Origin of the sequence: Priestia sp. FSL W8-0524 (assembly GCF_038005965.1) — a bacterium.
Lineage (GTDB): Bacteria > Bacillota > Bacilli > Bacillales > Bacillaceae_H > Priestia > Priestia zanthoxyli.
The window spans coordinates 4,053,846-4,080,060 of the sequence record NZ_JBBOUG010000001.1 but is presented as its reverse complement, the minus strand read 5'-3'; the positions used below and the strand labels follow the sequence as shown (position 1 = coordinate 4,080,060).

General features: G+C 39.2%; 33 protein-coding genes. 26 read left to right on the top strand and 7 right to left on the bottom strand.

What is annotated here, in order from left to right; translation table 11 throughout:
* Positions 1–13 precede the first annotated feature (13 nt).
* Positions 14–943 carry a ribonuclease Z gene (rnz, locus tag NST66_RS21345; RefSeq protein ID WP_165635156.1) on the top strand — a complete coding sequence of 310 codons (930 nt, stop codon included), beginning with the start codon at positions 14–16 and terminating at the stop codon, positions 941–943.
* A gap of 28 nt (positions 944–971) precedes the next feature.
* Here rnz and namA read toward each other — a convergent pair whose 3' ends face one another.
* Both namA and proI read right to left on the bottom strand, forming a co-directional pair.
* The gene (namA, locus tag NST66_RS21340; protein ID WP_028411563.1) at positions 972–1,988 is read right to left on the bottom strand and encodes an NADPH dehydrogenase NamA; all 1,017 of its coding nucleotides are present in this window, start codon (positions 1,986–1,988) and stop codon (positions 972–974) included.
* A gap of 137 nt (positions 1,989–2,125) precedes the next feature.
* Positions 2,126–2,974, bottom strand: coding sequence for a pyrroline-5-carboxylate reductase ProI (proI, locus tag NST66_RS21335; RefSeq protein WP_340843687.1), 849 nt, complete (start codon positions 2,972–2,974; stop codon positions 2,126–2,128).
* Positions 2,975–3,242: 268 nt separating this feature from the next.
* Between proI and NST66_RS21330 the strand changes: the two genes are divergently transcribed.
* Both NST66_RS21330 and NST66_RS21325 read left to right on the top strand, forming a co-directional pair.
* On the top strand, positions 3,243–4,199 hold the full coding sequence (locus NST66_RS21330; protein WP_028411561.1) for an MBL fold metallo-hydrolase: 957 nt from the start codon (positions 3,243–3,245) through the stop codon (positions 4,197–4,199).
* A 23-nt stretch (positions 4,200–4,222) separates the two neighbouring features.
* Positions 4,223–5,017, top strand: a complete 795-nt coding sequence (locus NST66_RS21325) for an SDR family NAD(P)-dependent oxidoreductase (RefSeq protein WP_047749858.1) — start codon at positions 4,223–4,225, stop codon at positions 5,015–5,017.
* 73 nt (positions 5,018–5,090) lie between these two features.
* Here the strand turns inward: NST66_RS21325 and NST66_RS21320 are convergent, their stop codons facing one another.
* Positions 5,091–5,306, bottom strand: coding sequence for a CDGSH iron-sulfur domain-containing protein (locus NST66_RS21320; protein WP_028410691.1), 216 nt, complete (start codon positions 5,304–5,306; stop codon positions 5,091–5,093).
* 130 nt (positions 5,307–5,436) lie between these two features.
* On the opposite strand from NST66_RS21320, the gene NST66_RS21315 reads away from it, so the two are divergent.
* Positions 5,437–5,775 carry an iron-sulfur cluster biosynthesis family protein gene (locus NST66_RS21315; RefSeq protein WP_028411559.1) on the top strand — a complete coding sequence of 113 codons (339 nt, stop codon included), beginning with the start codon at positions 5,437–5,439 and terminating at the stop codon, positions 5,773–5,775.
* Here NST66_RS21315 and NST66_RS21310 read toward each other — a convergent pair.
* Together NST66_RS21310 and NST66_RS21305 are read right to left on the bottom strand one after the other, a co-directional pair.
* On the bottom strand, positions 5,772–6,683 hold the full coding sequence (locus tag NST66_RS21310; protein ID WP_165635159.1) for an alpha/beta hydrolase: 912 nt from the start codon (positions 6,681–6,683) through the stop codon (positions 5,772–5,774). The genes NST66_RS21315 and NST66_RS21310 overlap by 4 nt on opposite strands.
* A gap of 68 nt (positions 6,684–6,751) precedes the next feature.
* On the bottom strand, positions 6,752–7,648 hold the full coding sequence (locus NST66_RS21305; protein WP_028411557.1) for a hydroxymethylglutaryl-CoA lyase: 897 nt from the start codon (positions 7,646–7,648) through the stop codon (positions 6,752–6,754).
* Between the two features lie 177 nt (positions 7,649–7,825).
* On the opposite strand from NST66_RS21305, the gene NST66_RS21300 reads away from it, so the two are divergent.
* From NST66_RS21300 to NST66_RS21285, 4 genes are all read left to right on the top strand, one after another.
* Entirely contained in the window at positions 7,826–9,013 is a 1,188-nt protein-coding gene (locus NST66_RS21300; RefSeq protein WP_098626947.1) for an acetyl-CoA C-acetyltransferase, read from the top strand.
* 238 nt (positions 9,014–9,251) lie between these two features.
* A complete protein-coding gene (locus NST66_RS21295) occupies positions 9,252–9,941 on the top strand; it encodes a CoA transferase subunit A (RefSeq protein ID WP_028411555.1) in 690 nt (229 codons plus the stop codon).
* A 20-nt stretch (positions 9,942–9,961) separates the two neighbouring features.
* Positions 9,962–10,630 carry a CoA transferase subunit B gene (locus tag NST66_RS21290; protein WP_028411554.1) on the top strand — a complete coding sequence of 223 codons (669 nt, stop codon included), beginning with the start codon at positions 9,962–9,964 and terminating at the stop codon, positions 10,628–10,630.
* Between the two features lie 64 nt (positions 10,631–10,694).
* Positions 10,695–10,943 (top strand): YqkE family protein, encoded by a 249-nt coding sequence (locus NST66_RS21285; protein ID WP_033579729.1) that lies wholly within the window; start codon positions 10,695–10,697, stop codon positions 10,941–10,943.
* 27 nt (positions 10,944–10,970) lie between these two features.
* Here the strand turns inward: NST66_RS21285 and NST66_RS21280 are convergent, their stop codons facing one another.
* Both NST66_RS21280 and mciZ read right to left on the bottom strand, forming a co-directional pair.
* Positions 10,971–11,888, bottom strand: coding sequence for an aldo/keto reductase (locus tag NST66_RS21280; RefSeq protein WP_028411552.1), 918 nt, complete (start codon positions 11,886–11,888; stop codon positions 10,971–10,973).
* Between the two features lie 93 nt (positions 11,889–11,981).
* The gene (gene mciZ, locus NST66_RS21275) at positions 11,982–12,149 is read right to left on the bottom strand and encodes a Z-ring formation inhibitor MciZ (RefSeq protein ID WP_033579730.1); all 168 of its coding nucleotides are present in this window, start codon (positions 12,147–12,149) and stop codon (positions 11,982–11,984) included.
* 71 nt (positions 12,150–12,220) lie between these two features.
* Between mciZ and NST66_RS21270 the strand changes: the two genes are divergently transcribed.
* From NST66_RS21270 to NST66_RS21185, 18 genes are all read left to right on the top strand, one after another.
* On the top strand, positions 12,221–12,772 hold the full coding sequence (locus NST66_RS21270; protein WP_028411551.1) for an NUDIX hydrolase: 552 nt from the start codon (positions 12,221–12,223) through the stop codon (positions 12,770–12,772).
* A 534-nt stretch (positions 12,773–13,306) separates the two neighbouring features.
* Entirely contained in the window at positions 13,307–13,951 is a 645-nt protein-coding gene (gene spoIIM, locus NST66_RS21265; RefSeq protein WP_014458293.1) for a stage II sporulation protein M, read from the top strand.
* Between the two features lie 112 nt (positions 13,952–14,063).
* Positions 14,064–14,516, top strand: coding sequence for a ferric iron uptake transcriptional regulator (fur, locus tag NST66_RS21260; protein WP_013059082.1), 453 nt, complete (start codon positions 14,064–14,066; stop codon positions 14,514–14,516).
* 195 nt (positions 14,517–14,711) lie between these two features.
* Entirely contained in the window at positions 14,712–14,939 is a 228-nt protein-coding gene (locus NST66_RS21255; RefSeq protein WP_013059081.1) for a YqzK family protein, read from the top strand.
* Between the two features lie 6 nt (positions 14,940–14,945).
* Positions 14,946–15,839 carry a site-specific tyrosine recombinase XerD gene (gene xerD, locus NST66_RS21250; protein WP_165635160.1) on the top strand — a complete coding sequence of 298 codons (894 nt, stop codon included), beginning with the start codon at positions 14,946–14,948 and terminating at the stop codon, positions 15,837–15,839.
* Positions 15,840–16,036: 197 nt separating this feature from the next.
* On the top strand, positions 16,037–17,218 hold the full coding sequence (gene deoB / locus NST66_RS21245) for a phosphopentomutase (protein WP_165635161.1): 1,182 nt from the start codon (positions 16,037–16,039) through the stop codon (positions 17,216–17,218).
* 16 nt (positions 17,219–17,234) lie between these two features.
* On the top strand, positions 17,235–18,065 hold the full coding sequence (locus tag NST66_RS21240; protein ID WP_028411548.1) for a purine-nucleoside phosphorylase: 831 nt from the start codon (positions 17,235–17,237) through the stop codon (positions 18,063–18,065).
* 116 nt (positions 18,066–18,181) lie between these two features.
* Positions 18,182–19,348, top strand: coding sequence for a D-alanyl-D-alanine carboxypeptidase family protein (locus NST66_RS21235; RefSeq protein ID WP_033579732.1), 1,167 nt, complete (start codon positions 18,182–18,184; stop codon positions 19,346–19,348).
* Between the two features lie 102 nt (positions 19,349–19,450).
* Positions 19,451–19,801, top strand: a complete 351-nt coding sequence (spoIIAA, locus tag NST66_RS21230) for an anti-sigma F factor antagonist (protein ID WP_014458299.1) — start codon at positions 19,451–19,453, stop codon at positions 19,799–19,801.
* Complete coding sequence (spoIIAB, locus tag NST66_RS21225) at positions 19,801–20,244, top strand: anti-sigma F factor (protein ID WP_013084935.1); 444 nt, start codon at positions 19,801–19,803, stop codon at positions 20,242–20,244. The genes spoIIAA and spoIIAB overlap by 1 nt, the downstream gene beginning before the upstream one ends.
* A gap of 12 nt (positions 20,245–20,256) precedes the next feature.
* Positions 20,257–21,018: an RNA polymerase sporulation sigma factor SigF gene (gene sigF, locus NST66_RS21220; protein WP_013059074.1), complete on the top strand. Its 762-nt coding sequence runs from the start codon at positions 20,257–20,259 to the stop codon at positions 21,016–21,018.
* Between the two features lie 162 nt (positions 21,019–21,180).
* Positions 21,181–21,801, top strand: a complete 621-nt coding sequence (locus NST66_RS21215) for a stage V sporulation protein AA (RefSeq protein WP_028411546.1) — start codon at positions 21,181–21,183, stop codon at positions 21,799–21,801.
* Positions 21,791–22,213, top strand: coding sequence for a stage V sporulation protein AB (locus tag NST66_RS21210; RefSeq protein ID WP_014458301.1), 423 nt, complete (start codon positions 21,791–21,793; stop codon positions 22,211–22,213). The genes NST66_RS21215 and NST66_RS21210 overlap by 11 nt, the downstream gene beginning before the upstream one ends.
* Before the next feature lie 18 nt (positions 22,214–22,231).
* Positions 22,232–22,693, top strand: coding sequence for a stage V sporulation protein AC (spoVAC, locus tag NST66_RS21205; RefSeq protein WP_028411545.1), 462 nt, complete (start codon positions 22,232–22,234; stop codon positions 22,691–22,693).
* A gap of 13 nt (positions 22,694–22,706) precedes the next feature.
* On the top strand, positions 22,707–23,738 hold the full coding sequence (gene spoVAD / locus NST66_RS21200) for a stage V sporulation protein AD (RefSeq protein WP_028411544.1): 1,032 nt from the start codon (positions 22,707–22,709) through the stop codon (positions 23,736–23,738).
* Positions 23,726–24,076: a stage V sporulation protein AE gene (gene spoVAE, locus NST66_RS21195; protein ID WP_013059069.1), complete on the top strand. Its 351-nt coding sequence runs from the start codon at positions 23,726–23,728 to the stop codon at positions 24,074–24,076. Before spoVAD ends, spoVAE begins: the two co-directional genes overlap by 13 nt.
* A gap of 6 nt (positions 24,077–24,082) precedes the next feature.
* The gene (locus NST66_RS21190) at positions 24,083–24,649 is read left to right on the top strand and encodes a stage V sporulation protein AE (protein ID WP_263623893.1); all 567 of its coding nucleotides are present in this window, start codon (positions 24,083–24,085) and stop codon (positions 24,647–24,649) included.
* Positions 24,642–26,123 carry a spore germination protein gene (locus tag NST66_RS21185; RefSeq protein WP_033579733.1) on the top strand — a complete coding sequence of 494 codons (1,482 nt, stop codon included), beginning with the start codon at positions 24,642–24,644 and terminating at the stop codon, positions 26,121–26,123. Before NST66_RS21190 ends, NST66_RS21185 begins: the two co-directional genes overlap by 8 nt.
* The last annotated feature ends 92 nt before the right edge of the window (positions 26,124–26,215 follow it).

Here is a 26,215-nt window from a genome sequence, read left to right as displayed (position 1 = left end):
GAGGAAGTAGAAAATGGAATTGTTATTTTTAGGAACGGGTGCAGGAGTACCAGCAAAACAGCGGAATGTTTCATCTCTTGCGCTCGAACTTTTGCAAGAAAGAGGGGCGGTGTGGCTTTTTGATTGCGGAGAAGCAACGCAGCATCAAATTTTACATACAACCGTTAAACCGAGACGAATTGAGAAAATTTTTATTACGCACCTTCACGGTGATCATATTTATGGCTTACCTGGACTCCTTGGAAGCCGTTCGTTTCAAGGCGGAGAATCGCTGCTTACTGTATACGGGCCAAAAGGAATTAAAGAATTTATTGAAGTCACGCTTGCTGTAAGTCAAACTCATCTGCAATATCCTCTAGAGGTTGTTGAAATAGAAGATGAAAGTGAAAGTGGAACGATTTTTGAAGATGAAACTTTTTCAGTGGAGTTTGGCAAACTTGAACATGGCATTTTATCTTATGGATATCGCGTTGTCGAAAAAGATTTGCCAGGGTCACTGGACGTTCAGCGTTTAAGAGAAATGAATATTCCCCCAGGGCCTCATTATCAGCAGTTAAAAGAAGGGAAAGAAGTAGTATTAAAAGATGGGCGTCTAATCAATGGACAAGAGTTTGTAGGAGAACCTAAAAAAGGGAAGGTCATCACGGTTTTAGGAGATACAAGAAGGTGCACGCAAAGTGTTCAGCTTGCTATGCATGCGAATGTGTTAATCCATGAAGCTACGTTTGCAGCGGGAGACGAGGAGCTTGCTTACAACTATTTTCATTCTACTGCAAAAGAAGCCGCTGAAATTGCTAAAACAGCATCGGCCGAGCGTCTTATTTTATCTCATATCAGTTCGCGTTACCAAGGAGACGCAGTCAGCCAGTTAGCAGAAGGAGCAAAAGAAATTTTTCCGAATACCGATATAGCAGAAGACTTAAAAAGGTTTACGATTTCATAAAAAAAGACGAGGATATCCTCGTCTTTTTTTACCATCCGCGTTCGTACTGAACGGGTGCTGAAAGTGTTTCATTTAATTCTTTTGCCGCCGTGCGCGGGAAGTACGGATCGCGCAGAAGTTCGCGCGCAACAAAAATTAAATCAGCGCGTTCGCTTTGTAAAACCTCTTCAGCTTGTCGTCCAGTTGTAATTAATCCAACTGCGCCTGTATCAATATTTGCCTGCTGCTTAATTTTATCTGCAAACGGAACTTGATAGCCAGGGTATACGTTAATTGGAGCATGTACAAGAGCACCAGAACTAACGTCAATTAAGTCGACGCCTTGTTCTTTCATCCATTTTGCAAATACAACGTGATCATCGACTGTTAATCCGCCTTCTGTATAGTCAGAAGCAGAAACACGGACAAATAAAGGACCGTCCCACTCTGTTTTCACAGCGTCAATAATTTCCTTTAAGAAACGATAGCGGTTTTCTGCGCTGCCGCCATATTCGTCGCTGCGTTTATTGCTTAGCGGTGATAGGAATTGATGTACTAAATAACCGTGTGCCGCGTGAAGCTCGATAATATCAAATCCAGCTTCCTTTGAGCGTCGAGCGCTTTCTTTAAAGGCAGAAATCGTTTCATGAATTTGTTCTGTGGTCATTTCCACAGGCTTTTTACTTTTATCATCAAAAGCAATCGCAGAAGGAGCATAAATATCGCCTTCAACAGTTGCTTTACGTCCTGCGTGTGCAAGTTGAATGGCCGTTTTTGCACCGTTTTCTTTTAGCTGTGTCACAAGTTTTGTTAATCCATCTCTTTGCTCATCATTCCAAATCCCTAAGTCTTGAGCTGAAATACGACCTTGTGGGACGACAGCTGAGGCTTCAACCATAATGAGACCTACTTGTCCAACCGCGCGAGTTGTGTAGTGAACCATATGAAAGTCGGTTACTACTCCGTCTTCTTTTTCGCATGAATACATGCACATTGGTGACATTACAATTCGGTTTTTTAATGTTACGTCTTTCACTGTATAAGGTGAAAATAGTTTTGTTGTCATTCGGTTTAACCTCCAATTATTTCGATACTCTAAACAAAAGTTATTATATCACCGCATTGAAATATCTTTCACATAATCTGCTTATCCATTTTTAATCATAAAAAAACCTCTTTCTTTTTTTAGAAAGAGGTGAACCTTTACGAACGTTTACTCGAGATTTTTTCGTCAATCGTATCTCCTAAATATTTAGAGCGAATGGTAGCTTGTTCAATACACTGCATCATCGCTTCTTGGAAGTTATGAGAAATAAGCTGTTCGATTCCTGCTTCTGTTGTACCGCCAGGACTCATAACTTCTTTTCGAAGTACGGCCGGTGTTTTAGGTGACTGTTTCAGCATTTCTGCAGCACCGATAAGCGTTTGAAGAATTAGTTCATTTGACACTGACGTATCCAAGCCTTGTTTTTCAGCTGCTTTTTCCATTGCTTCTACTAGATAATAGACATACGCTGGGCCGCTTCCAGATAGTCCTGTTACAGCGTGAAGCTGCTCTTCATCTACAGTTGTAACCGTACCAATCGTTTCAAATAAAGCAGTAGTAACGTTCATATGCTCCGCTGTAGCAAACTTCCCGGGTGCAATGGCTGTAGCCGATAATCCAATAGAAGCAGATGTATTTGGCATAGCTCTTACAACCGCTACTTCTTGGTCAAACAAGTTTACAATTGTGGCAGTCGATACACCCGCTAAAACAGAGAGAACGAGGTGATGGGGACGAATATAGGACTTAATCGTATTGATGCTTTCGGCTACGTCTTTTGGTTTAATAGCAAGCACGACGATATCGCTTTTTTCTGTTAACAAGGCATGATTACGCGTAATGTTAATTCCATAGGCGTTTCGAAGTTCGTGAAGTCTTTTATCGCTGCTATGATTTGTTACGGTGATTTGATTGGGGCGAAGCTTTTTATCTGACAGCAGCCCTGAGATCATGGCTTCAGCCATTGATCCAGCTCCAATAAAGGCGATGTTTAAATCCGTTTTCATTAAAATTTCCTCCAGTCATTTGCTATCCAATGAAAACAGATACTGAAATTTCAGTATCTGTTAAAGGTTTGTGTTTGTGTATCTCTTCTTTATAAAATGCATAGTTATCTAAAGATATGAATAAAACTTCACTATATTTCTGTCATTATGCAATGAAAAAGAGAGGGATGTCAATGTAATTTTCAGAAAACGAAAGCAATTGTATAAATAAGGGGAAAAATCGTGTAAACTTAAAAGAAAATGCGATGGTAAAGGAGCAAAAATACAGATGAATGAGCAATTGTATAAAATTGTGCTGCCTACTCCTTTTGCGGTAGGAGATGTGAATGTTTTTGTTATAAAAGGTCAGACCGTTACGCTAATCGATGCTGGTATTAAAACGGAGGCAGCGTGGTCTGTATTTAAAGAAAAGCTTAATGAAATAGGATTAAAACCAGATGATATTAAACAAGTTGTCCTAACTCATCACCATCCTGATCACGTAGGAATGCTTGATTTTTTTGATAAAGATATCGCCATAGTCGGTCATGCGAAAAATCAGCCTTGGATCTCTCAGAATCCGGATTTTTTTGAGTGGTACGATGCGTTTTTTGAAGATCACTTTATGAAAGCGGGCGTAGATGAAAGATTTCGCCCCTATTTAAAACGTTTAAAAGCATCAATGAAGTATTCATGTCACCGTTCTCTTACGACCTCTGTGCAGGAAGGAGATTACATTCCGGGCCTAGAGAGTTGGAAAGTGCTTGAAGTGCCCGGTCATGCTCAAAGCCATATTGCATTATACAATGAAAAAACAGCGGTTATGATTGGAGGAGATTTGCTGTTAAAGCATATTTCATCTAATCCGCTTATTGAACCTCCTATGAAACCAAGCGGCGAGCGGCCTAAAACGCTTCTTCAATATAATCATTCGTTAAGACGTCTGCTTGACTTAGAGATAAGCTGTATCTATACAGGTCATGGAGATGAAGTATTACATGTCCGTGAACTTGTACAAGAGAGGTTACAAAAGCAAAGCGACCGAGCGGATAAAGTGCTTAGCATGATAAAAGAACGCCCTCAAACAGCGTTTGATATTTGCAAACAGCTATTTCCTACTATTTATGAAAAAGAACTAGGGCTAACTCTTTCTGAAACAATTGGTCAGCTCGATTTTTTAGAAGATGCAAATAAAATCAGTACACATGAAAAGGAAAGTACGCTTATTTATTCTGTGTGCTCTTAACTTACAAAAAAGGTGTGTTATATTTGAAATCCTCGTTAAAGAACCAACATGTCGTGATTACAGGCGCTTCAGGAGGTCTTGGAGAACATTTAGCTTATGAAGTGGCCAAAAGAGGGGGCGTCCCCGTTTTACTTGCACGTACAGAAGAAAAGCTGCAGCGAGTAGCTGAGCAAATTAATCAAAAGTATGGGATTACCTCTTACATATATAAAGCTGACGTAGCGAACGTAGAGGAAGTCAGAAGTGTTGTTCAGAAAATGATAAGTGAAATTAAGCGTGTTGATGTGCTGATTAATAATGCAGGCTTTGGTGTATTTGAAGAAGTGAAAGAAGCATCCATTTCGACAATTGCATCAATGTTTCAAGTCAATGTTATTGGATTAATTGCATGTACACAAGAAATTTTAGCTTATATGCTAAAAGAAAACAAAGGACATATTATTAACATTGCTTCTCAAGCAGGCAAACTGGCAACGCCTAAATCCAGTGGCTATTCAGCTTCTAAACATGCCGTGCTAGGGTTTACCAACAGCCTGCGAATGGAATTAGCAAAAACGGATATCTATGTAACCGCAGTGAATCCAGGTCCTATTCAAACCAACTTTTTTTCAATAGCGGATCAGTCAGGAAACTATGAAAAAAGTGTAGAAAAGTTTATGTTAACACCTCAATACGTAGCTGAAAAAACGGTCAATATTATTGGGAAACCAAAACGAGAAGTCAACTTGCCTAAGTGGATGAACATGGGTTCGAAGGTGTATCAGCTTGCCCCGGGGCTCGTAGAAAAATTGGCAGGGGATGCGTTTAATAGAAAATAACCTGTGCTTTAATCACAGGTTATCAATGTTTTTCGTTAATGCTTTCGTTCAGTAAAGCTGTATTTCTATGAATCTACTGCTCGTCTAAAACTTTTGCAGCGCGCACACAAGAGTCGAATTTTCCTTTATGATTTCCGTCGCAAAAGGGCATCTTTTGCGACTGGCCACATCGGCATAGTGAAAATGTCGGCTTTGTTTCAAATTTATTGCCGTCTGCATCAATTAATTCAACGTCTCCAGTGACACGGAAAGAACCGTTATCCATTACTTTAATTTGTACTTTTGACATAGAAAAACCTCCTTTTTGTACACACCTATATGAAGCGCCAGAGTTTAATGAAAGCAAGATGTGTATTATACTCATTATATAAGCAATTTTCGTTTGTTTATACAATTAGTTTAAAAGGAGTTAAAGGAAAATGAATATTACCTTTACAGATAAAGCGATAACAAAAATACAAGAAAAGTACGGAAAAGATTCTTCACTATATTTAAAATTGAAATACGATACGGATGGATGCGGCTGTGTGGTGAGCGGTGTAACGACGCTATGGATTGTTGATGAAAAAGAGAGCGATGATGTGACCATCGAGACGAATTTTGTTCCCGTTCTTGTCGAAAAAACAAAGCAAGTATTTCTAGATGATAATATGACGGTTGACTACAATGAAAGTGCATATGCGTTTATGCTAAAATGTCCTTCTCAAATTTTAAATCCGCGCATGTCATTCATCGATAAAACAAAAGAAGCGCTTTAATGCGCTTCTTTTTGTATTTTTTCTAAAAATGATTCAATAACTTGTTCATATTCCCCTGGATTATCAGCATACGAGCGGGCATGAGTGCCTACAGGTGCCAAATACATCCGTTTTGCACCCATTTTTTTGGCATGCAGCTGCTCGGTCATTTTAGGAAGAATATAGTCATCTTCTTTACTATGGATAAACAGAACAGGATGTTTTATTTGATCTACGACTGAAATGGGGGATACGTCTTTAAATGAATAGCCTTCTCGCCATTTTAAAATAATATTGGCTGCTGGCATCACAAGCTGTTTGGGCAGATGGAAATCTTGTTTTAAGCGATAGGCAAGAAGTTCTTCCAAGTCTGAAAAAGGGCAGTCGACAATATAAAAATCAGCTCCGTCTTCCATTCCAGCATACAAAAGAGTGGTCGCAGCTCCCATAGACTCCCCGTGAATCCCAAGGGAAATAGTTGAACCGAATTGTTCTTTTACCCAGTGAACAACAGATTGAAGGTCCAGCTTTTCATAATAGCCGTAGCTCGTTGTTTTCCCTTCAGACTTGCCGTGACGGCGATGATCATAAAGAACGACGTTCCATCCAAGCTTCAGAAAAAGCCGAGCATATTTCATAGAATTCAGTGAATGAACTGTGACTCCATGCGAAAGAATCATAAATCGGTTGTTATCGTGTTGTTTAATAACGGTTCCAGCTATGTTATAGCCTAGAGAAGAAGGAAGTACAAATGCTTCTTTAGGAAGAGTGCTATAGACTTTCTCATCATAAAAGCCATCTTCCATATCGCGGTCAATAATAACTTTGTCGGTCTTTTTACGGATGTACATCATTTGATTTGTAAAAAAGATGCCAAGAGCGGCAAATGCTCCGAGAACGCTTCCTACTAATAATAGCCATTTTTTCATGATTAGCGGCTCCTTTTGTTAATATAGCTATTAGTTATTATAGCATCGCTCTCATAAAAACCTAATTTTTAACGCTGTGCAAATAAAGAGTATTGCTTGCTTTCAATCGGTCTTGAAATGTAAGGAGCGATAAAATCGACCGCTTCGAGCAGCTTTTCTTCATTAATAGAAGTGGAAATACCCATTTCATGAAGCATAAAGACAAGATCTTCGGTAGCTACGTTTCCCGTTGCTCCCTTAGCAAATGGACATCCTCCTAGCCCGCCAGCGGATGAATCGAACCTGTTAATACCGGCTTGCAGAGCTGCATAGATATTTGCAATAGCCAATCCTCTCGTATCGTGAAAGTGCGCAGCAAGTAGCGTGTGGGAAAAACTTTGTTTTAATTTCGAGAAAAGTGAAAATACATCTTTAGGATTTGCCATGCCAATTGTATCGGCAACGCTTAGCTCATCTACTCCAGCTTCCACAAAGCTTTCGCAAAGGCTCAGCACGTCACGTTCATTTATTTTTCCTTCATATGGGCAATAAAAGGCGGTGGAAATGCAGGTGCGAATAAAACATTCTTGCTGCTTAAGCTGCTGAATGAGAGGAAGCAGCGTTTGGACAGCTTCTTCGGTGTTTTTGTTAATATTTTTTTGATTAAAAGTATCGCTTACGCCAATAAAAAGCGCAACCGAGCGGCAATCAGCTTGCAGTGCCTTTTCCAAGCCTTTTTGATTCGGCACCAGTACAATGTTTCGGCATGTATCAGGCTGGAATATAGGTGCAATAGTAGAAGCATCTTTCATTTGAGGAACCCATTTTGGAGAAACAAAGGATGTAATTTCGATTTCAGATAGTCCAGCTTCTTTTAATTTTTTGATAAAATTAATTTTTTTATCAGTTGGAACAAAATTTTTTTCATTTTGAAGTCCATCTCGTGGACCAACTTCTATAATTGTTACTTTTTCAGGAAATCCCATAAACCGCTCTCCTCCCACAATGTAAACGCTTACTAATATTTATTTTAATTCTAAAAAATTAAAATTCAATAAAAATTATAAATTTTTACAAAAAAAGAGGAATTTCGCAAGCGATGTCGAAATTAATATAAGTGACAGTTAATCACAGTAATCAAACAGTAAGGAGAGGTTTTCGACATGGGTCAAACAGAAGTAGTCATTGTAAGCGCTGTACGTACAGCAATCGGCAGCTTTGGGGGAAGCTTACAAAATGTATCCGCAACAACTTTAGGTGGTACTGTAATTAAAGAAGCTTTAAACAAAGCAGGGGTATCAGCAAACGAAGTAGATGAAGTTATTATGGGAAATGTCTTACAAGCAGGTTTAGGACAAAATCCAGCACGACAAGCAACTTTAGCAGCAGGGTTACCTGAAACTGTTTCAGCATTAACCATCAATAAAGTATGCGGATCAGGACTAAAAGCAGTACATCTCGCTACACAGGCGATTCTTGCTGGGGATGCTGATGTGATTGTTGCTGGTGGAATGGAAAACATGAGCCAAGCACCATACCTATTAAAAAATGCACGCAACGGGTTTAAAATGGGCGATCAAAAAGTAGTCGACAGCATGATCCAAGATGGATTATGGTGTGCATTTAACGACTACCATATGGGCGTTACAGCTGAAAACCTGTGTGATAAATATGAAATTACTCGCGACGAACAAGATGCATTTGCAGCTTCAAGTCAGCAAAAAGCAGAAGCAGCTATTCAATCTGGCCGTTTCTCAGATGAAATTGTGCCAGTAGAAGTGCCTGGAAGAAAAGGCCAAGTAACAATTTTTGAACAAGATGAGTTCCCACGCGCAGGCACAACGGCTGAAAGTCTAGGAAAGCTACGTCCAGCTTTCAAAAAAGACGGTTCAGTAACAGCTGGTAATGCATCTGGTATCAATGACGGTGCAGCTGCAGTAGTGGTAATGAGCCGTAAAAAAGCAGACGAGTTAGGCCTAACACCATTAGTGTCTATTAAAGCTAATGCAACTGCTGGAGTAGACCCAAGCATTATGGGAATCGGTCCTGTAAGCGCAGTGAAAAAGGCGCTTGAAAGAGCTGCTGTTTCATTAGAAGACGTTCAACTAGTAGAAGCAAACGAAGCATTCGCTGCACAGTCAATCGCTGTGGATCGTGAACTTCAATTTAACCATGATATTTTAAATGTAAACGGTGGAGCAATTGCGCTTGGACATCCTATTGGTGCAAGTGGTACACGTGTCCTGGTTTCACTTATTCATGAAATGCAAAAACGCGACGCAAAACTTGGTTTAGCAACGTTATGTATTGGCGGAGGCCAAGGCGTTGCAACAATCGTTGAACGTCCTTAATTTTTGATATAGCTTTAACAAACATTAAAGCTATATCACAACGCCACAGATTCCAAACATACTGCTTTGGAACTCGTGGCGTTTTTGTTTTTCTTTGAATTTTGTCTACTAATATAACTTTTTTGACAAAAAAATGATTAAATTATAATTTTTAGTTATATATATATTTAAAAAGAAATAAAAATCTTTTATAATAGATTAGAAAGCGTTTTCAAAAATAACGAAGGGGTGGTTATGTATGAAACAAGTACATACGTCGTTTAAAGAAGCGGTGAAAGATATTCACGACGGTGCTACGATGATGGTCGGTGGTTTTGGTTTATGTGGAATTCCGGAGAATTTGATTTTAGCGTTAGTTGAAACAGGGGTAAAAGATTTAACCGTAATTTCAAATAACTGCGGCGTAGACGACTGGGGACTTGGACTGCTTCTGAAAAACAAACAAATTAAAAAGATGATTGGCTCTTACGTGGGAGAAAATAAAGAGTTTGAAAGACAAGTATTGTCAGGAGAAATTGAAGTAGAATTGCTACCTCAAGGCACGCTAGCTGAAAAGATTCGCGCCGGCGGAGCGGGCATACCTGCATTTTATACACCAGCGGGAGTGGGAACACCCATTGCTGAAGGAAAAGAAGTTCGTGTGTTTGATGGGAAAGAATATTTACTAGAAGAGGCGTTAAAAGCTGATTTTAGTTTGGTTAGAGCTTGGAAAGCCGATCATATGGGGAATTTAGTGTATAACAAGACAGCGCGCAATTTCAGCCCAATGATTGCAGCAGCAGGAAAAGTGACGATAGCAGAAGTAGAGGAACTTCATCCAACAGGTTCACTTGATCCAAATATTATCCACACACCTAGTGTATATGTTCAATCGTTAATTATTGGTGAACAAGAAAAACGTATTGAGCGTTTAACCGTTCAAAAATAACAAAAGGGGAGAGATTTTTCATGATTGAAAACGGCGTGAACGTGAGAGAGCGAATTGCAAAACGTGCTGAAAAAGAAATTTTGGACGGATTTTATGTAAACCTTGGAATTGGTATTCCAACGCTTGTGGCTAATCATATCTCAGATAATAAAACGGTTGTGCTTCAGTCCGAAAACGGTCTGTTAGGCATTGGACCATATCCGAAAGAAGGAGAAGTAGATCCTGATTTAATTAATGCAGGTAAAGAAACCGTAACGGCGACAAAAGGGGCTTCTTACTTCGACAGTGCTGAATCGTTTGGCATGATTCGCGGAGGGCATATTAATATTGCGATTTTAGGAGGCATGGAAGTCTCAAAAACTGGTGACTTAGCTAACTGGATGATTCCTGGAAAAATGATTAAAGGAATGGGCGGTGCAATGGATTTAGTTCATGGAGCGCAGCGCATCATTGTTATTATGGAACATGTGACGAGAAAAGACCAACCTAAAATCTTAAATGAGTGCACCCTCCCTCTGACAGGAAAAGGGGTAGTAGATCGTATTATTACAGATCGAGCGGTCATTGACATTACGGCAGAAGGCCTAAAACTTGTCGAAGTAGCGAAAGGCTATACGGTAGAAGATATTCAACAGTCTACAGAGCCAACTCTAATCATTGATGAACATGTAAAACTAGATGCATTTTGATTTTTGGTAACAAAAGCAAGAATATGATACAATATCTCTCAATTAAAGTAGCGGGGGAATTGTGATGGCTAAAAAAAAGCAAAAACAATCAGCACAAAAACAAAATGATCAGCTCAGTATCAAAGATCAGCTAAATGATAGCTTATTAAAACAGCTTCAGGCTAAAAAACAGGCGCTTTCTTTAAAAGAAGAAGAGCAGAAAGAAACAGAACGTAAAGAAGCTGCTCGAATTCGAAAAGAAAAAGAAAAAAATAAATCGTTTGAAGAACTGTTAAATGAAAGTGATATGAACTGGTCCGAATTTAAAAAATAAAAGCGCCGATAAAGGCGCTTTTATTTTTTAACGATGAGCTTCATATTGGTTTGCTTTAAAGATCGAGTGCAGTTTGTTCACTTCAGTAGGCTGTAGGGGGGAGGTCTCGACAGCCTTTACGTTTTCACGAAGCTGTGAAGAAGAGCTTGCTCCTGCTACAACTGAGGCTACCGTAGGATTAGCTAAACAGTATTGAAGTGCAGTTGAATTCAGAGAGTGATTTGGTCGTACGTGACGAAATGCTTCAATCGTTTTTGATAATTCCGTACCGCTATAGTCTAAGTATCCCTTACCTTCGAATGCAGCAAGCTTTTGCTCTCCTTTTTCGGTTAGCAGCCCTTTGGCTACTGGACCTCTGGCTACAACGCTAATGCCGTTATCGTGCAAAAGGGGAAGTGCACTTTCTTCAGGACGTCTGTCTAACAAGCTATATTGCATCATGACACTGACAATAGAAGAGTTTTGCACATACTCTCGAATCACATTCGGCCGGATAGATGAAATACCATAGTAGCGAATGACGCCTTCTTGTTTTAATTCTTCAAATGCTTCAATCGTTTCTTCAATATTGTCTTCAACAGTCCCTCCGTGCAGTTGATATAAATCGATGTAATCCGTTTGAAGCCGGCGCAGGCTTTCTTTCACTTCATCTTTTATGTAAGCTTTAGACGGATCCCACGTCCAGCTGTCTTTTGCATCATTCCAGCGATTTCCTACTTTTGTGGCTAAAACAATATCATGTCTGCGGTTTTTTAAAGCTTGTCCCACAAACTCCTCGTTTAAGCCAAAGTCATATAAATCTGCTGTATCAAAATAATTAATGCCATATTCCAGAGCTTCATCAATCATATTGACAGCGTGTTTCTGTTCCGTGCCAAGAGACATGCATCCTAAACCTAATGTACTGACCAGCAAATCTGAAGTACCTAAGCGTCTTTTTTCCATATATGCCACTCCTTATTTTTTACTTGTTTCTATCTATTGTAGCGCTATGATAGAGAGAAACTCAAATAAGAAGATTAAAAAACTGCAGCACAATTAGTGTCTGCAGTCTGCTTGTTGTTTGTAAGAATTAAAATTTTGAGAGATAGCGTTCGTCCACTCATCAACATACTGAAATTGTTCGCCGTATTCTTTTAACTTTTGCTTAATTTCCCATGCTTTACCGACTAAAATGATTTGCTTCTCGTGAACATAAACTTTCATTTTTTCTACCTCCCAAGATTCGTATGATAGAATATATGTAAGAGTCAAAAAAATAGAACGAGGTGGAGAAAATGGATCATTTAACAGAAAAAATGCGGTCTTCTGAAAAGCTGTTTGGAGGCAGAGTGATTGATTTGTACTTAGAAGAAGTAGAGCTTCCGAACGGAAAAACGAGTACAAGAGAAGTAGTTAAGCATCCTGGAGCTGTCGCTGTCATTGCGTTAACAAGCGATCATAAAATGGTTATGGTCAAACAGTATCGCAGACCGATGGATCGTATTTTAGTGGAAATTCCAGCCGGCAAGCTGGAAAAAGGAGAAGAGCCGATTGTAACGGCAAAACGTGAGTTAGAAGAAGAAACGGGCTATACAACAGATTCCCTTAGCCATATTATTTCTTTTTACACATCGCCAGGTTTTGCAGATGAGTTGGTTCACGTTTATTTAGCAGAAGATTTAAAAGTGATGACCACCAAAGCGGAATTGGACGAAGATGAATTTGTTGAAGTGATGGAAGTTACTGTAGATGAGGCCCTTACTCTTATTCAAAACAAAGAAATTTACGATGCAAAAACAGCATATGCTGTGCAGTACTTACAGTTAAAAAGCGGATTAGGAGAGTAAGAGAGTTTTTTCTTTTACATACGTACGGCAATCTAGCAATTTAGAGGTTTACATTGAAACGTCATTTGATGTGAGAAAAAACAGGCATGCGCGTATCTCTAGCTTAAAAAATTTGTGACAACCATATATTAGTTGAAGAAAAATCCGAACGATAAATAGAGATTCTTGATTTAGAATCAAATTCGTTCGGATTTTTTTTAAGTTGATGGTGAACGTAGCTTTCATTTATGTAGTTGGTTCTAGCGGTTGATTGGAGGTCAAGGCGAAGACTCCTGCGGGAAAAGCGGAATAGGTGAGACCCCGCAGGAGCGTACGCGACGAGGAGGCTCGCCGGCCGCCCGCGGAAAGCGAAGCCTTGCATGAAAATCAACAGCGGTGTCACAAGCTATCCATACTATCTCATTTGTTCTTATTCAGATTAGATTAATTTCATTATGTCTTAATCTCTTTTTTATGTGATAGATTTAAAAGATTCTTGGCATAGTTTTTGTACTCTATCATACACTCTATTAAGCGATTAATAGGAGGAAGACGATGAGAAAAAAACAATTGCCATTATCGTATGCAAGACATTTTCAAGAAAACAGTTCTATTTATTTATTTGTAACCGTGCTGTTTTTAATGGGAATCATTTTTGGGGCTATTGTTGTAAATAGTTTGACGCTTGATCAAAAAGAAGACCTGTACTTCTATTTAAACCGGTTTTTCGGACAGGTAAAGAGTGGGGAAGTAGCAAGCAGCGTTGAAATGTTTCAGCAAAGTTTTTTTCACAATGTTAAATACTTAGGGCTCATTTGGATACTAGGAATTGCTATTATTGGTTTGCCTGTAGTGTTAATTCTGCTGTTTTTAAAAGGAATGGTGATTGGTTTTACCGTAGGCTTTTTAGTCAATCAAATGGGACTCTCTGGGTTTGCGCTATCTTTTGTATCTGTTATGCCGCAAAATATCTTTCTCATACCGGCATTTCTGATTCTGTCTGCAGCTTCAGTTGCCTTTTCTTTGAAGCTTGTGCGGCAGCAGTTTTTTAAAAAAGCAGCGGAGCCTATTTCTGCATCCTTTTTACGCTATAGCGGCACGATGATTGCAATGGTATGCTTGGTTGCCTGTGCAGCTACAGTTGAAGCTTATGTATCACCTACTTTAATGAAAAGTGTAATGGCTCTATTAAATAAGTAAGAATAAGTATTAAATAAAAAGAATTCTTTTTTCTTATTAAGAATAACTTTATTTTGACACCCTCGACACATCTGATATAATGGATTAGTGAATGGCGAGGGAGGGAATAATTATGGAAAGTCGAATTGAGCGAATTAAGCAGCAGTTGCACTCAGCTAGCTATAAATTGACACCTCAACGTGAGGCGACTGTAAGAGTACTTCTTGAACATGAAGAGGATCATTTAAGTGCCGAAGATGTATATCTCCTCGTCAAGGAAAAGTCTCCGGAAATTGGATTGGCAACTGTTTATCGTACGTTAGAATTGTTAACTGAACTTAAAATTGTTGATAAAATAAACTTTGGCGATGGCGTTTCTCGCTACGATTTAAGACAAGAAGGAGCCGCACACTTTCATCATCACCTTGTGTGTATGGAATGTGGATCTGTGGACGAAATTCAAGAAGATTTGCTTGAAGACGTTGAAGAAATTGTGGAAAAGCAATGGAATTTTAAAATTAAAGATCACCGCTTGACATTTCATGGCATTTGCCATCGCTGTCAGGATAAAGAAGACAAGCAGTAAAAGCCTTTTCCATAATGGAGAAGGTTTTTTGTTGTACATAAATAGAAAAAATAAAGAGGTTACAAGCTATATGGTTTTATAGAAAGGAAGGAAATGACAAGGAGAGAACTCAGCGTATAAAGGCAAGAAACATGTATAAAACCTGTCCCAATTGGCATATCTTCTAATAGAATCAAAAATTGGAGGAATTGTTTCATGAAATCATGGGCTGAAATGGTATATAATACATGTAAAGTATTTATCTTATTTACCGGGTTTACTCTTTTGTTTTATTTTGGAATGATATGGGTATCTCAAGAGTATCAAAATTATAAACGTTATGATGAGCCGTCGGGTTCAGCAGTTAAGGTCATGCAAGCAAGTGTGAACAAAGATCAGACGTGGCTGGAGCGTTTATTTATGTTTTATCAAAACGGGGAGTAGAGGCTATTGAATGATCAAATTCAAGATTTTATTCATTATTTAGTAGTAGAGCGGGGACTGGCGAAAAATACGATTGATTCGTATGAACGAGATTTAAAAAAGTATGCTCAATATTTAGAGCATGTAGAGCAGCTGAAATCATTTAATGAAGTAACAAGACTCCACATCGTTAATTTTCTGAAATATTTAAGTGATCAGCAAAAATCATCTAAAACGATTGCGAGACATGTAGCTTCAACTAGATCTTTTCATCAATTCTTACTAAGGGAAAAATCAGCGGATACAGATCCATCCGTTCATATTGATACTCCGCAGCTTGAGCGCAAGCTGCCAAAAGTGCTAAATGCAGAGGAAGTAGAGGCGCTGTTAAATGTGTTTGATACTTCGACGCCTTTTGGCATACGAGACAAAGCGATGCTTGAATTGCTTTATGCTACTGGAATTCGTGTATCTGAACTCGTTAACTTAAATATTGATGATGCACATTTGACGATGGGATTTATTCGGTGTATCGGAAAAGGGAATAAAGAAAGAATTGTCCCCATCGGAAGGTTGGCAACAGAGGCGATTGAAGAGTACTTACAGCATGGCCGGAGTATTTTAACAAAGCAAAAGGAACAGGACAAAGCACTTTTTGTTAATCATCATGGAAGGCGCTTGACAAGGCAGGGGTTTTGGAAAATATTAAAAAAGTTAGCTTCTGAAGCAAAAATTGAAAAAGAATTAACTCCACATACGTTACGGCATTCGTTTGCTACTCATTTGTTAGAGAACGGCGCGGATTTGAGAGCCGTTCAAGAAATGCTCGGGCATGCGGATATTTCGACCACTCAAATTTATACACATGTCACAAAAGCTCGTTTAAAAGATGTATACAATCAGTTTCACCCGCGAGCGTAGGAAGATCCCAATGTCCAGTAAGTTCATAGACATTGGTTTTTTTGATTGAAAACACTTTCATTCCTGTGTACAAAAAAATAAAAAGCGTCTATACTAATAGAGAGGTCAGACTTCTGACCAATAAGAGAAGATGGTTAAATTATTTCCAAACGGGAATTTTATAGAGAATAAATAAATTGATATTTGGAGGGAATAAAATGGCGTATACATATAAACGCGTATTTTTAGTTGTAATGGATTCAGTAGGTATCGGTGAATCACCGGATGCTGAAAAATACAATGATAAAGGTGCCGATACGTTTGGTCATATTGCAGAGCACTGCAACGGTCTTCATATGCCTAATATGGCTAAGCTTGGTCTAAGCAATATTCGTGAAATTAAAGGAATTGATAAAGCCGAAAAGCCGCTCGCTTACTATACAAAGATGCAGGAAGCTTCTGCCGGAAAAGATACAATGACAGGTCATTGGGAAATTATGGGCCTTAATATTGATACGCCTTTTAATGTGTTTCCAGACGGATTTCCAGAAGAGCTGATTTCACAATTAGAAGAAAAAACAGGCCGTAAAATTATTGGGAACAAACCAGCATCTGGTACAGAAATTTTAGATGAGTTAGGAAAGCAGCATATGGAAACAGGTGACTTAATCGTCTATACATCAGCGGATTCTGTTTTGCAAATTGCTGCTCATGAAGAAATTGTTCCAATTGATGAATTGTACAAAATTTGTGAGATTGCTCGTGAATTAACGCTTGATGATCCATATATGATTGGACGTGTTATTGCTCGCCCGTTTTTAGGTGAACCAGGTAACTTCACTCGTACATCCAATCGTCATGACTATGCATTAAAGCCTTTTGGACGTACAGTAATGAATGAATTAAAAGACAATGACATCGATGTTATTGCTATCGGTAAAATTTCTGATATTTACGACGGAGAAGGGGTCACAAAATCTCTTCGTACCAAGTCGAATATGGACGGCATGGATAAGCTAGTTGATACATTAAACATGGACTTCACAGGCTTAAGCTTCTTAAATTTAGTTGATTTTGATGCTCTCTATGGCCATCGCCGCGATCCACAAGGATATGGGCAAGCGCTTGAAGAATATGATGCACGCTTGGAAGAAGTATTTGATTTATTAAAAGAAGATGATTTATTGATTATTACAGCGGATCATGGAAATGACCCTGTTCATCATGGGACAGACCATACGCGTGAATACGTGCCGCTTCTTGTGTACAATAAAGGCATGAAAGAAGGAAAAGAACTTTCTATTCGTCAAACGTTTGCGGATATTGGCGCAACGGTAGCAGAAAATTTTGGCGTAGCAATGCCTAAACATGGAAAAAGTTTTTTACAAGAGCTGAATTAAGCAGGGGGAATGGAGTATGAAAAAAGAATATATCGAAAAAGCAGCAGCATATATTAAAAATCAATCAGCTGTTACACCAACCATTGGTCTTATTTTAGGTTCTGGACTAGGGGTATTAGCTGACGAAATTGAAGGCGCGGTAAAAATTCCGTACAACGACATTCCTGAGTTCCCGGTTTCAACAGTTGAAGGTCACGCTGGTCAATTAGTCATTGGCACCATTCATGACGTACCGGTTGTAGCTATGCAAGGACGTTTTCACTTTTATGAAGGGTACGCCCTTGATAAAGTAACATTTCCAGTGCGGGTAATGAAAGAAATCGGTGTAGAAACGTTGATTGTAACGAATGCAGCAGGCGGAGTAAACGAATCCTTTAATCCAGGAGACTTAATGATTATTTCTGATCATATTAATAACTTTGGAACGAACCCTTTGATTGGACCTAATGACTCTGATTTTGGCGTAAGATTCCCGGATATGTCAACTGCTTACTGCAAGGACCTTCGTCAATTAGCGAAGAAAGTAGGAGCTGATTTAAATATCGCCTTACAAGAAGGTGTATATGTAGGAAATACAGGTCCAACATATGAAACGCCTGCTGAAGTACGCATGCTTCGCATTATCGGGGGAGACGCGGTCGGTATGTCTACAGTACCAGAAGTTATTGTAGCACGCCATGCAGGTATGAAAGTACTGGGTATTTCTTGTATTTCTAATATGGCAGCTGGTATTTTAGATCAGCCGTTAAATCATGAAGAAGTGATTGAAACGACTGAAAAAGTAAAACAGCAGTTTTTATCGCTTGTAAAAGAAGTAGTAAAGCAACTTCCAGCTGATCAAAAATAAGAAGAAAATATGACTTCAAGCATCGAGAATTTCTCGATGCTTTTTTTATTTCGTTTAGTATAAATCGATTATACCTTGGAAAAAATAGGTTGTATAAAGAATGGAGGTTTGTGGAGATGAAGCGAACTATTGTAAAGTTACTCGTTGTCATATTTTTATTTCCACTTATGACGCAACCTGTTTTAGCCGCAGAAAAAAAGAGTTCTGAGCTTGCTGACAGTGCTAGGTCAGCTATTTTAATTGAACGGGATACAGGAAAAATTCTATACGAAAAAAATAGTAATCAAGAACTTCCCCCTGCCAGTATGACTAAAATTATGACAATGATTTTAATTATGGAGGCTTTGGATAAAGGGAAAATTACCTTAAAAGATAAAGTGCGAGCAAGTGAATATGCCGCTTCAATGGGAGGCTCACAAATCTTTTTAGAGCCCGGAGAAGAAATGACGGTAAATGATTTGCTAAAAGGGATTGCGATAGGTTCTGGTAACGATGCTTCTATGGCAATGGCTGAATATTTAGCTGGATCAGAAGAAAAATTTGTAGCAAAGATGAACCAAAAAGCGAAAGAGCTTGGTTTGACTCATACAAAATTTCAAAATCCGACAGGCCTGCCTGTAGAAAATCACTATAGTACAGCTCATGATATGGCCATGATGGGCAGAGAGCTACTAAAGTATGAAAAAATTATTAACTATACAAGTAAATACGAAGCTTATTTACGCACGGATACAGATAAGAAGTTTTGGTTAGTAAATACGAATCGCTTAGTGAAGTTTTATCCCGGGGTTGATGGACTCAAAACGGGATTTACAGGTCAAGCTAAGTATTGCCTGACAGCTACCGCTAAAAAGGGAAATATGCGTGTGTTAGCGGTTGTATTCGGTGCAAGCACGCCAAAAGATCGCAATAATCAAGTAACCAAAATGTTAGACTACGCATTCAGTCAATATACAACGAAGCCTTTATACAAAAAAGGAGACGTTATTGCCAAGATAGATGTAAACAAGGGTAGTGAAGATCAGGTAACAGCCGTTACGTCAGAGCCTATTTCTGTTTTATTGAAAAAAGGAAATGCAGCCAAAGATGTTAAAACAGAAGTGAAAATGAACGAGAAGTTAAATGCGCCTATTCAAAAAGGCGACAAAATTGGAACGTTGACCATTAAGAAGGATAACAAAGTAATGAGTTCTTCACCGCTTCTTGCAAAAGAAGATATCGATGCTGCTTCTTGGTGGAAGCTATTTAAACGTACGTTCTCTATTTTCTCTCAAACATCTTAAACAGCTAAATGTGACGAAATAGAACTAGTTTTGTCGGTGAGAAGGATTCTATTCTGTTGGCAGCGAAAGATTGACTATAAGATTTCCGAGGAGGTTTGTATAGTGAGTCTTTCAATTGAATTGGAATTCAAACAAGATGTCTTGTTGGTTCGATTAACAGGAGAATTAGATCATCATACGGCAGAAGAGCTAAGAAGCAAAATCACCCAAGCAATAGAGAAGGAATCTATCAGCCATTTGATTTTAAATCTACAGCATTTAACCTTTATGGACAGCTCTGGCTTGGGGGTTATTTTAGGGAGATACAAACAAGTTCATAATAACGGTGGGGAAATGGTTGTATGCGCTATTTCTCCCGCTGTAGAACGTTTGTTTAATATGTCAGGCTTATTTAAAATTATTCGTTTTGAACCTAATGAAGAAAACGCGCTTCAAAAATTGGGGGTGGCATAATGAAAAATCAAATGAACCTCCAATTTTCCGCGCTTAGTCAAAATGAATCGTTTGCCCGTGTCACGGTAGCATCATTTATTACACAGTTAGATCCAACAATGGATGAGTTAACAGAAATTAAAACAGTCGTATCTGAAGCAGTAACAAATGCTATTATTCACGGCTACGAAAGCAATCCGGATGGTGTGGTATATATTTCTGTGACGCTTCATGAAGACGGTGTAGTGGAGCTGATGATTCGTGATGAAGGAATTGGTATCGATAACGTGGATGAAGCAAAGCAGCCTTTATACACAACGAAACCAGATCTAGAACGCTCTGGAATGGGTTTCACCATAATGGAAAACTTTATGGACGAAATTCGAGTAGAGTCTACTGTATTAGAAGGTACGACCTTATATTTAAAAAAGCACTTAACAAATAGTAAAGCGCTATGTAATTAAGGAGACTTGCCAATGGATGTGGAGGTCAAAAAAAATAAAAACGAACCGTATTTAAAGGATCATGAAGTTAAAGACCTCATCAAGCGCAGTCAGCAAGGTGATCAAATTGCACGAGATACAATCGTCCAAAAAAATATGCGGCTCGTTTGGTCGGTTGTTCAACGTTTTATTAACCGTGGTTATGAGCCCGATGATTTATTTCAAATTGGATGTATAGGACTATTAAAGTCCGTTGATAAATTTGACCTATCGTATGATGTTAAATTTTCAACATATGCTGTTCCGATGATTATTGGTGAAATTCAGCGGTTTATTCGTGATGATGGCACGGTAAAGGTTAGCCGTTCTCTGAAAGAAATGAGCAATAAAATACGTAAAGCAAAAGATGAGCTTTCCAAATTGCTTGGACGCGTCCCTACAGTCGCTGAGGTTGCAGAACATTTGGATCTCACTCCTGAAGAAGTAGTGCTGGCTCAAGAAGCTAATCGTGCTCCTTCGTCTATTCACGAGACCGTCTATGAAAATGATGGAGATCCAATTACCCTTCTTGACCAAATTGCTGATCATACGGAAGCGAAGTGGTTTGATAAAATTGCATTAAAAGAAGCAATTGAAGAACTTGATGAGCGTGAAAAGCTCATTGTCTATTTGAGGTATTACAAAGATCAAACTCAGTCCGAAGTGGCCGCAAGGCTGGGAATTTCTCAGGTTCAGGTATCGAGGCTTGAGAAGAAAATCTTAAAACAAATGAAGCTGCATATGAATGACACGTAATACTTAAGAAGCAATCCGTTTTGCTATTCAAAGAAGAATAGTGAAACGGATTGCTTTTTTTTATTTGGTAATTAATGGTCTGTTCAGAAACGTGAATTAGAAAATTTAAGAAAATCCATACTACACGTACAGGGAGATAATGAATCGTAAGGTGTGATATGAATGGAAAACGTTCTTTATCTTAAAATGAGGCATCGTATTCAAGTAAAACCTGATGAAGCTGTAAATATTGGACAATTAGCAATGGTTATAGCAGGAGATTCTGTTCAAAAGCAAATTGAAAAGCTAATTGTCTATCAAGTAAGTATGAGTGATCGAAATATTATCATTGTTGATTTAATGAAGGTAATTGAAAAAGTTGCCTCTCAGTATCCGCACTTAGACATTCAGACGATTGGACCCGCTCAAACAATTGTAGAGGTCGTGTATAAAAAGAGACAATATTCCTTTTTGTTTTTTCTAGCTGTTTGGTTTCTTCTCTTCATCGGAGCTGCTTTAGCAATTATGAACTTTCACGAAGATGTGAGTATGAGACAAGTACATCAAAAATTGTTCTATATGCTGACCGGTCTGAGAGATAAGCAGCCTTTGCTGATTCAAGTACCTTACTCTATCGGTTTAGGGTTGGGAATGATTCTGTTTTTTAACCACGTCTTTAGAAAACGAATTAATGAAGAGCCTAGTCCTCTCGAAGTCGAAATGTTTAATTACCAGCAAGACTTAGATCAATACGTCATTATGCACGAGAATAAAGAAAGTATGAAAAAAATTGATGATCATTAACATTGTGATGACCATTGTAATTGGACTTGCGGGAGGATTGGCTGCAGGTGCTGGATTTGTAGCATTTTTAACGGTGCTGGGCATTATTCCGCGTTTGATGCAGCTGACCAAAACCATGAAATACATTCAAGCATATGAGTGGGGAGTCGTAGGTGGTGCCGTTACAGGTGGTTGGTGCAGTCTTCATCAATACACGTGGCAGTTTCCTGCGGTGCTTATTATGATCATAGGTCTAACGAGCGGTATTTTTATTGGAATGCTGGCAGCAGCGTTAACAGAAGTGCTTAATGTATTGCCGACGTTAACGAAACGAATAGGAATGGAAGGCAAGCTTATTTTATTGTTAATGGCCATTGTACTAGGCAAAGTATGCGGGTCATTATTTCATTGGATTTATTTTGTTAATCAATAAGAAAAGGATGTATGTAACATGGCAAATAATCAAAAATTAAAAGATAACTATCAAGAAAGCATTAAACCATTTCAGCCTAAACCTTCATATGTGGCAAATTGCCTAAAGGCCTTTTTGGTAGGGGGAATCATTTGTACATTAGGACAGGCAATTCAAAATTTCTATATTGCATTTTTTGACTTTAATGAAAAAAATGCAGGTAATCCTACCGTCGCAACCCTTATTTTAATATCTGCGCTCTTAACCGGGTTTGGGATATATGATCGTATTGGTCAATTCGCAGGTGCAGGTTCAGCCGTTCCTGTTACGGGTTTTGCCAATTCCATGACGAGTGCAGCGCTTGAACATCGAAGTGAAGGAATTGTTCTCGGAGTTGCGACCAACATGTTCAAGCTGGCTGGAAACGTCATTGTATTTGGGACGGTTTCGGCTTACGTTGTAGGAATCATTCGCTACCTTTTTAAAACTTATTTGCTATGAAAAGAGGGGGATTATGAGAAAAACTGGAAAGCAAACGTGGGTTTATGAAAATCCTATTTACATTAATGCTACAGGAACAGCCGTAGGGCCAAAAGAAGCAGATGGACCGTTGGGAGAAACATTTGATATTACACATAAAGATTTGCACTGTGAAGAAGACAACTGGGAGTTAGCTGAAAGAAGACTAATGACGGAGTCCATTGACTCCTGCTTGCAAAAAATAAATTTATCCTATGAAGACATTGATTTGTTTTTGGCTGGAGATTTATTAAATCAAAACGTAACGGCTAATTTTGTAGCTCGACATAACCAAATTCCATTTCTATGCATGTTTGGCGCTTGCTCTACATCAATGGAAACGCTGGCAACAGGGGCAGCTCTTGTGGATGCGGGATTTGCTAATCGTGTTATTGCATCAGCGAGCAGTCATAACGCAACCGCTGAGCGCCAATTTCGAAATCCTACCGAGTACGGAGGACAAAAACCAGATACGGCAACGGCAACTATTACGGGAGCAGGGGCAGCGCTGGTCTCGAAAGAAAAAGGTATTGTGCGTCTCACGTCTGCAACGATTGGGCGTGTAATGGATTATGGGATTAAAAACGCAAACGATATGGGTTCTGCTATGGCACCAGCTGCTGCGGATACCATTCAAAGGCATTTGGAAGACTTAAACGTCGCGCCAAGCGAGTATGATCTTATTTTAACAGGAGATTTATCTGGTGTAGGCAGTCCAATTTTAAAACAGCTGCTCAAGGACGAAGGCTACGATATATCAACCAATCATAATGATTGCGGATTAATGGTATATCGCCCCGACCAAAATGTATTTGCAGGAGGAAGCGGCTGCGGCTGCTCGGCTATTGTCACGTATGGTCATATTTTAAATGAATTAAAATCGGGAAACTTAAAGAAAGTGTTTATGGTGGCAACGGGAGCTCTTTTAAGTCCAACGATGATTCAGCAAAAAGAGTCAATTCCAACAATTGCTCATGGCGTCGTCTTAGAACATATCGGGGAGGGGGATGATCAATGGAGTATGTAATAGCTTTTGCTGTAGGAGGAATCATTTGCGTTATTGGGCAGCTGCTGCTGGATCTTGCTAAACTTACTCCAGCGCATGTTATGAGTTCGTTTGTAGTTGCGGGAGCGATTTTAGATGGATTTGGTCTTTATGATAAGTTGATTGAATTTGCTGGCGCCGGAGCGACGGTTCCAATTACAAGCTTTGGTCATTCCTTGTTGCACGGAGCGATGAAGCAAGCGGATGACCATGGATTTATCGGGATTGGGATTGGGATTTTTGAACTTACCTCCGCTGGAATTTCAGCAGCTATTTTATTTGCTTTTATTATCGCGTTAATCTTTAAACCGAAAGGATAAAAGATTATGAAAAAAAGAAGGATCATTATTGTAACCGATGGCGATGAATATGCGCGCAAAGCAATTGAGCATGTAGCTAAATCGGTTGGTGGCAGGTGCATTTCGAGGTCATATGGAAACCCTACTACGTTAACAGGGAGTCAAACGGTAGATTTAATTCTTCAAGCACCATATGATCCCGTCTTTGTGATGTTCGACGATAGCGGTTTCTTAGAGGAAGGACCTGGGGAAATTGCTTTGCTGCATGTAGCAAAGCATCCTCAAGTAGAAGTTCTTGGAGTGATTGCCGTTGCATCACGTACTCATCAAAGCGAATGGACAAGAGTGGATGTGACCATTGATCGTTTTGGGGAAATATCGCATTACGGCGTGGATAAAAGCGGAATTCAAGAGTTAGAAGTCGGACGAATTAATGGAGATACAGTTTACTGCTTGGATCAGCTCGATATTCCCTTAGTTGTAGGAATAGGAGATATCGGCAAAATGGCTAGGATGGATGATGTCAAACTGGGATGTCCTATTACTGAAAAAGCAGCAAGAATTATTTTAGAAAGGAGCGGTTCGTTTGGGTAAGCTAGCAGAGAAGAAAACAGCTATTTTTTCAAAAGTGCAAAAAAACGATCAGTGGTTCAAGGAAAACGCTAGTATGAACACAAGCTTTGATGTGGGCGTACGTAAACTGCTTATTTTGGATCGAGAAGTTCATATTTACTACGTAACGGGGCTGTGTGATAGTTCATTTATTATTGAAATTGCAAAAGTACTCATTCAAATTAATGATAATGAAGTTGAACGAGCAAAGCTAAAGGATATTGTTGAAAACCGTCTTATTCATCAGCAAGTCAAGCCTTTAAAGACGCTGGATGATGGAATGGTATCGGTTTTATCAGGACTGCTATTCGTTTTAATTGACGGTGAAGAAGTTGGCTTTGAAGTCGATGTGCGTACATATCCTGGCAGATCCCCTGAAGAAGCGGATACAGAGAAAGTGATTCGCGGAGCACGAGATGGATACACTGAAAACATCATTATCAATACAGCGTTAACAAGAAGACGAATTCGTGACGGAAGATTTCGTTTTGAAATTATGAAGGTAGGCGAACGATCAAAACTGGACGTAGCGATTGGGTACATAAATGGCGTAGCTGATCCAGGGCTGGTTAAACTGATAAAAGATGAACTGGAAGCAATTGATATAGATGGTTTGCCGATGGCTGACAAATCAATTGAAGAGTTTTTAGTCAAACAAGGAATTAATCCTTTTCCAATGGTACGCTATACAGAACGTCCGGACACAGCAGCAGCTCATGTACTGGAAGGGCATGTGATCATTATTACCGATACGTCTCCAAGCGTTATTATTACGCCAACTACGCTGTTTCATCACGTGCAGCATGCGGAAGAATACAGGCAGGCTCCTTCTGTCGGTACGTTTATCCGCTGGATACGGTTTTTAGGAATTCTTGCTTCTCTTTTCTTATTACCGTTATGGCTGTTATTTGTACTTGAGCCAGACTTGCTGCCGTCAAAATTGCAATTTATTGGGCCAAACGAAGAAACAAATATTCCAACTGTTGTTCAAATTTTCTTAGCTGATTTTGGGATTGAATTTCTGAGGATGGCGGCCATTCATACGCCGACGCCGCTTGCCACGGCGATGGGCTTGATTGCAGCTGCGCTTATTGGGCAAATTGCTATTGATGTAGGTCTTTTTGTTCCCGAGGTTATTTTATATGTGGCTATTGCAGCAATTGGTTCATTCGCGACGCCAAGCTATGAGCTAGCGGTAGCAAATAAAATGCTGCGATTGTTTCTGTTAATTTTCGTGGCGGCCTTTCATACTCCAGGGTTTCTTATTGCGACAACGTGTATCATTCTCTACATGGCGCGACTAAAATCATTAAATACGCCTTATTTGTGGCCGTTTCTTCCATTTAATCCGCAGGCTTTGTGGCAGATTCTCATCCGCACACCGGTTCCTGGAGCGAATCCGCGACCTAGTATTGTGCATCCGCAGGATAAAGACCGCCAGCCTGCAAAACCTTAAACAAAATATGTGGTTGAAACCTGTATGAAGATGTGATAGATTTGTTTTAAATATGGAAAATAATAAATATTTAGACAGTTAGCAGCGAATTG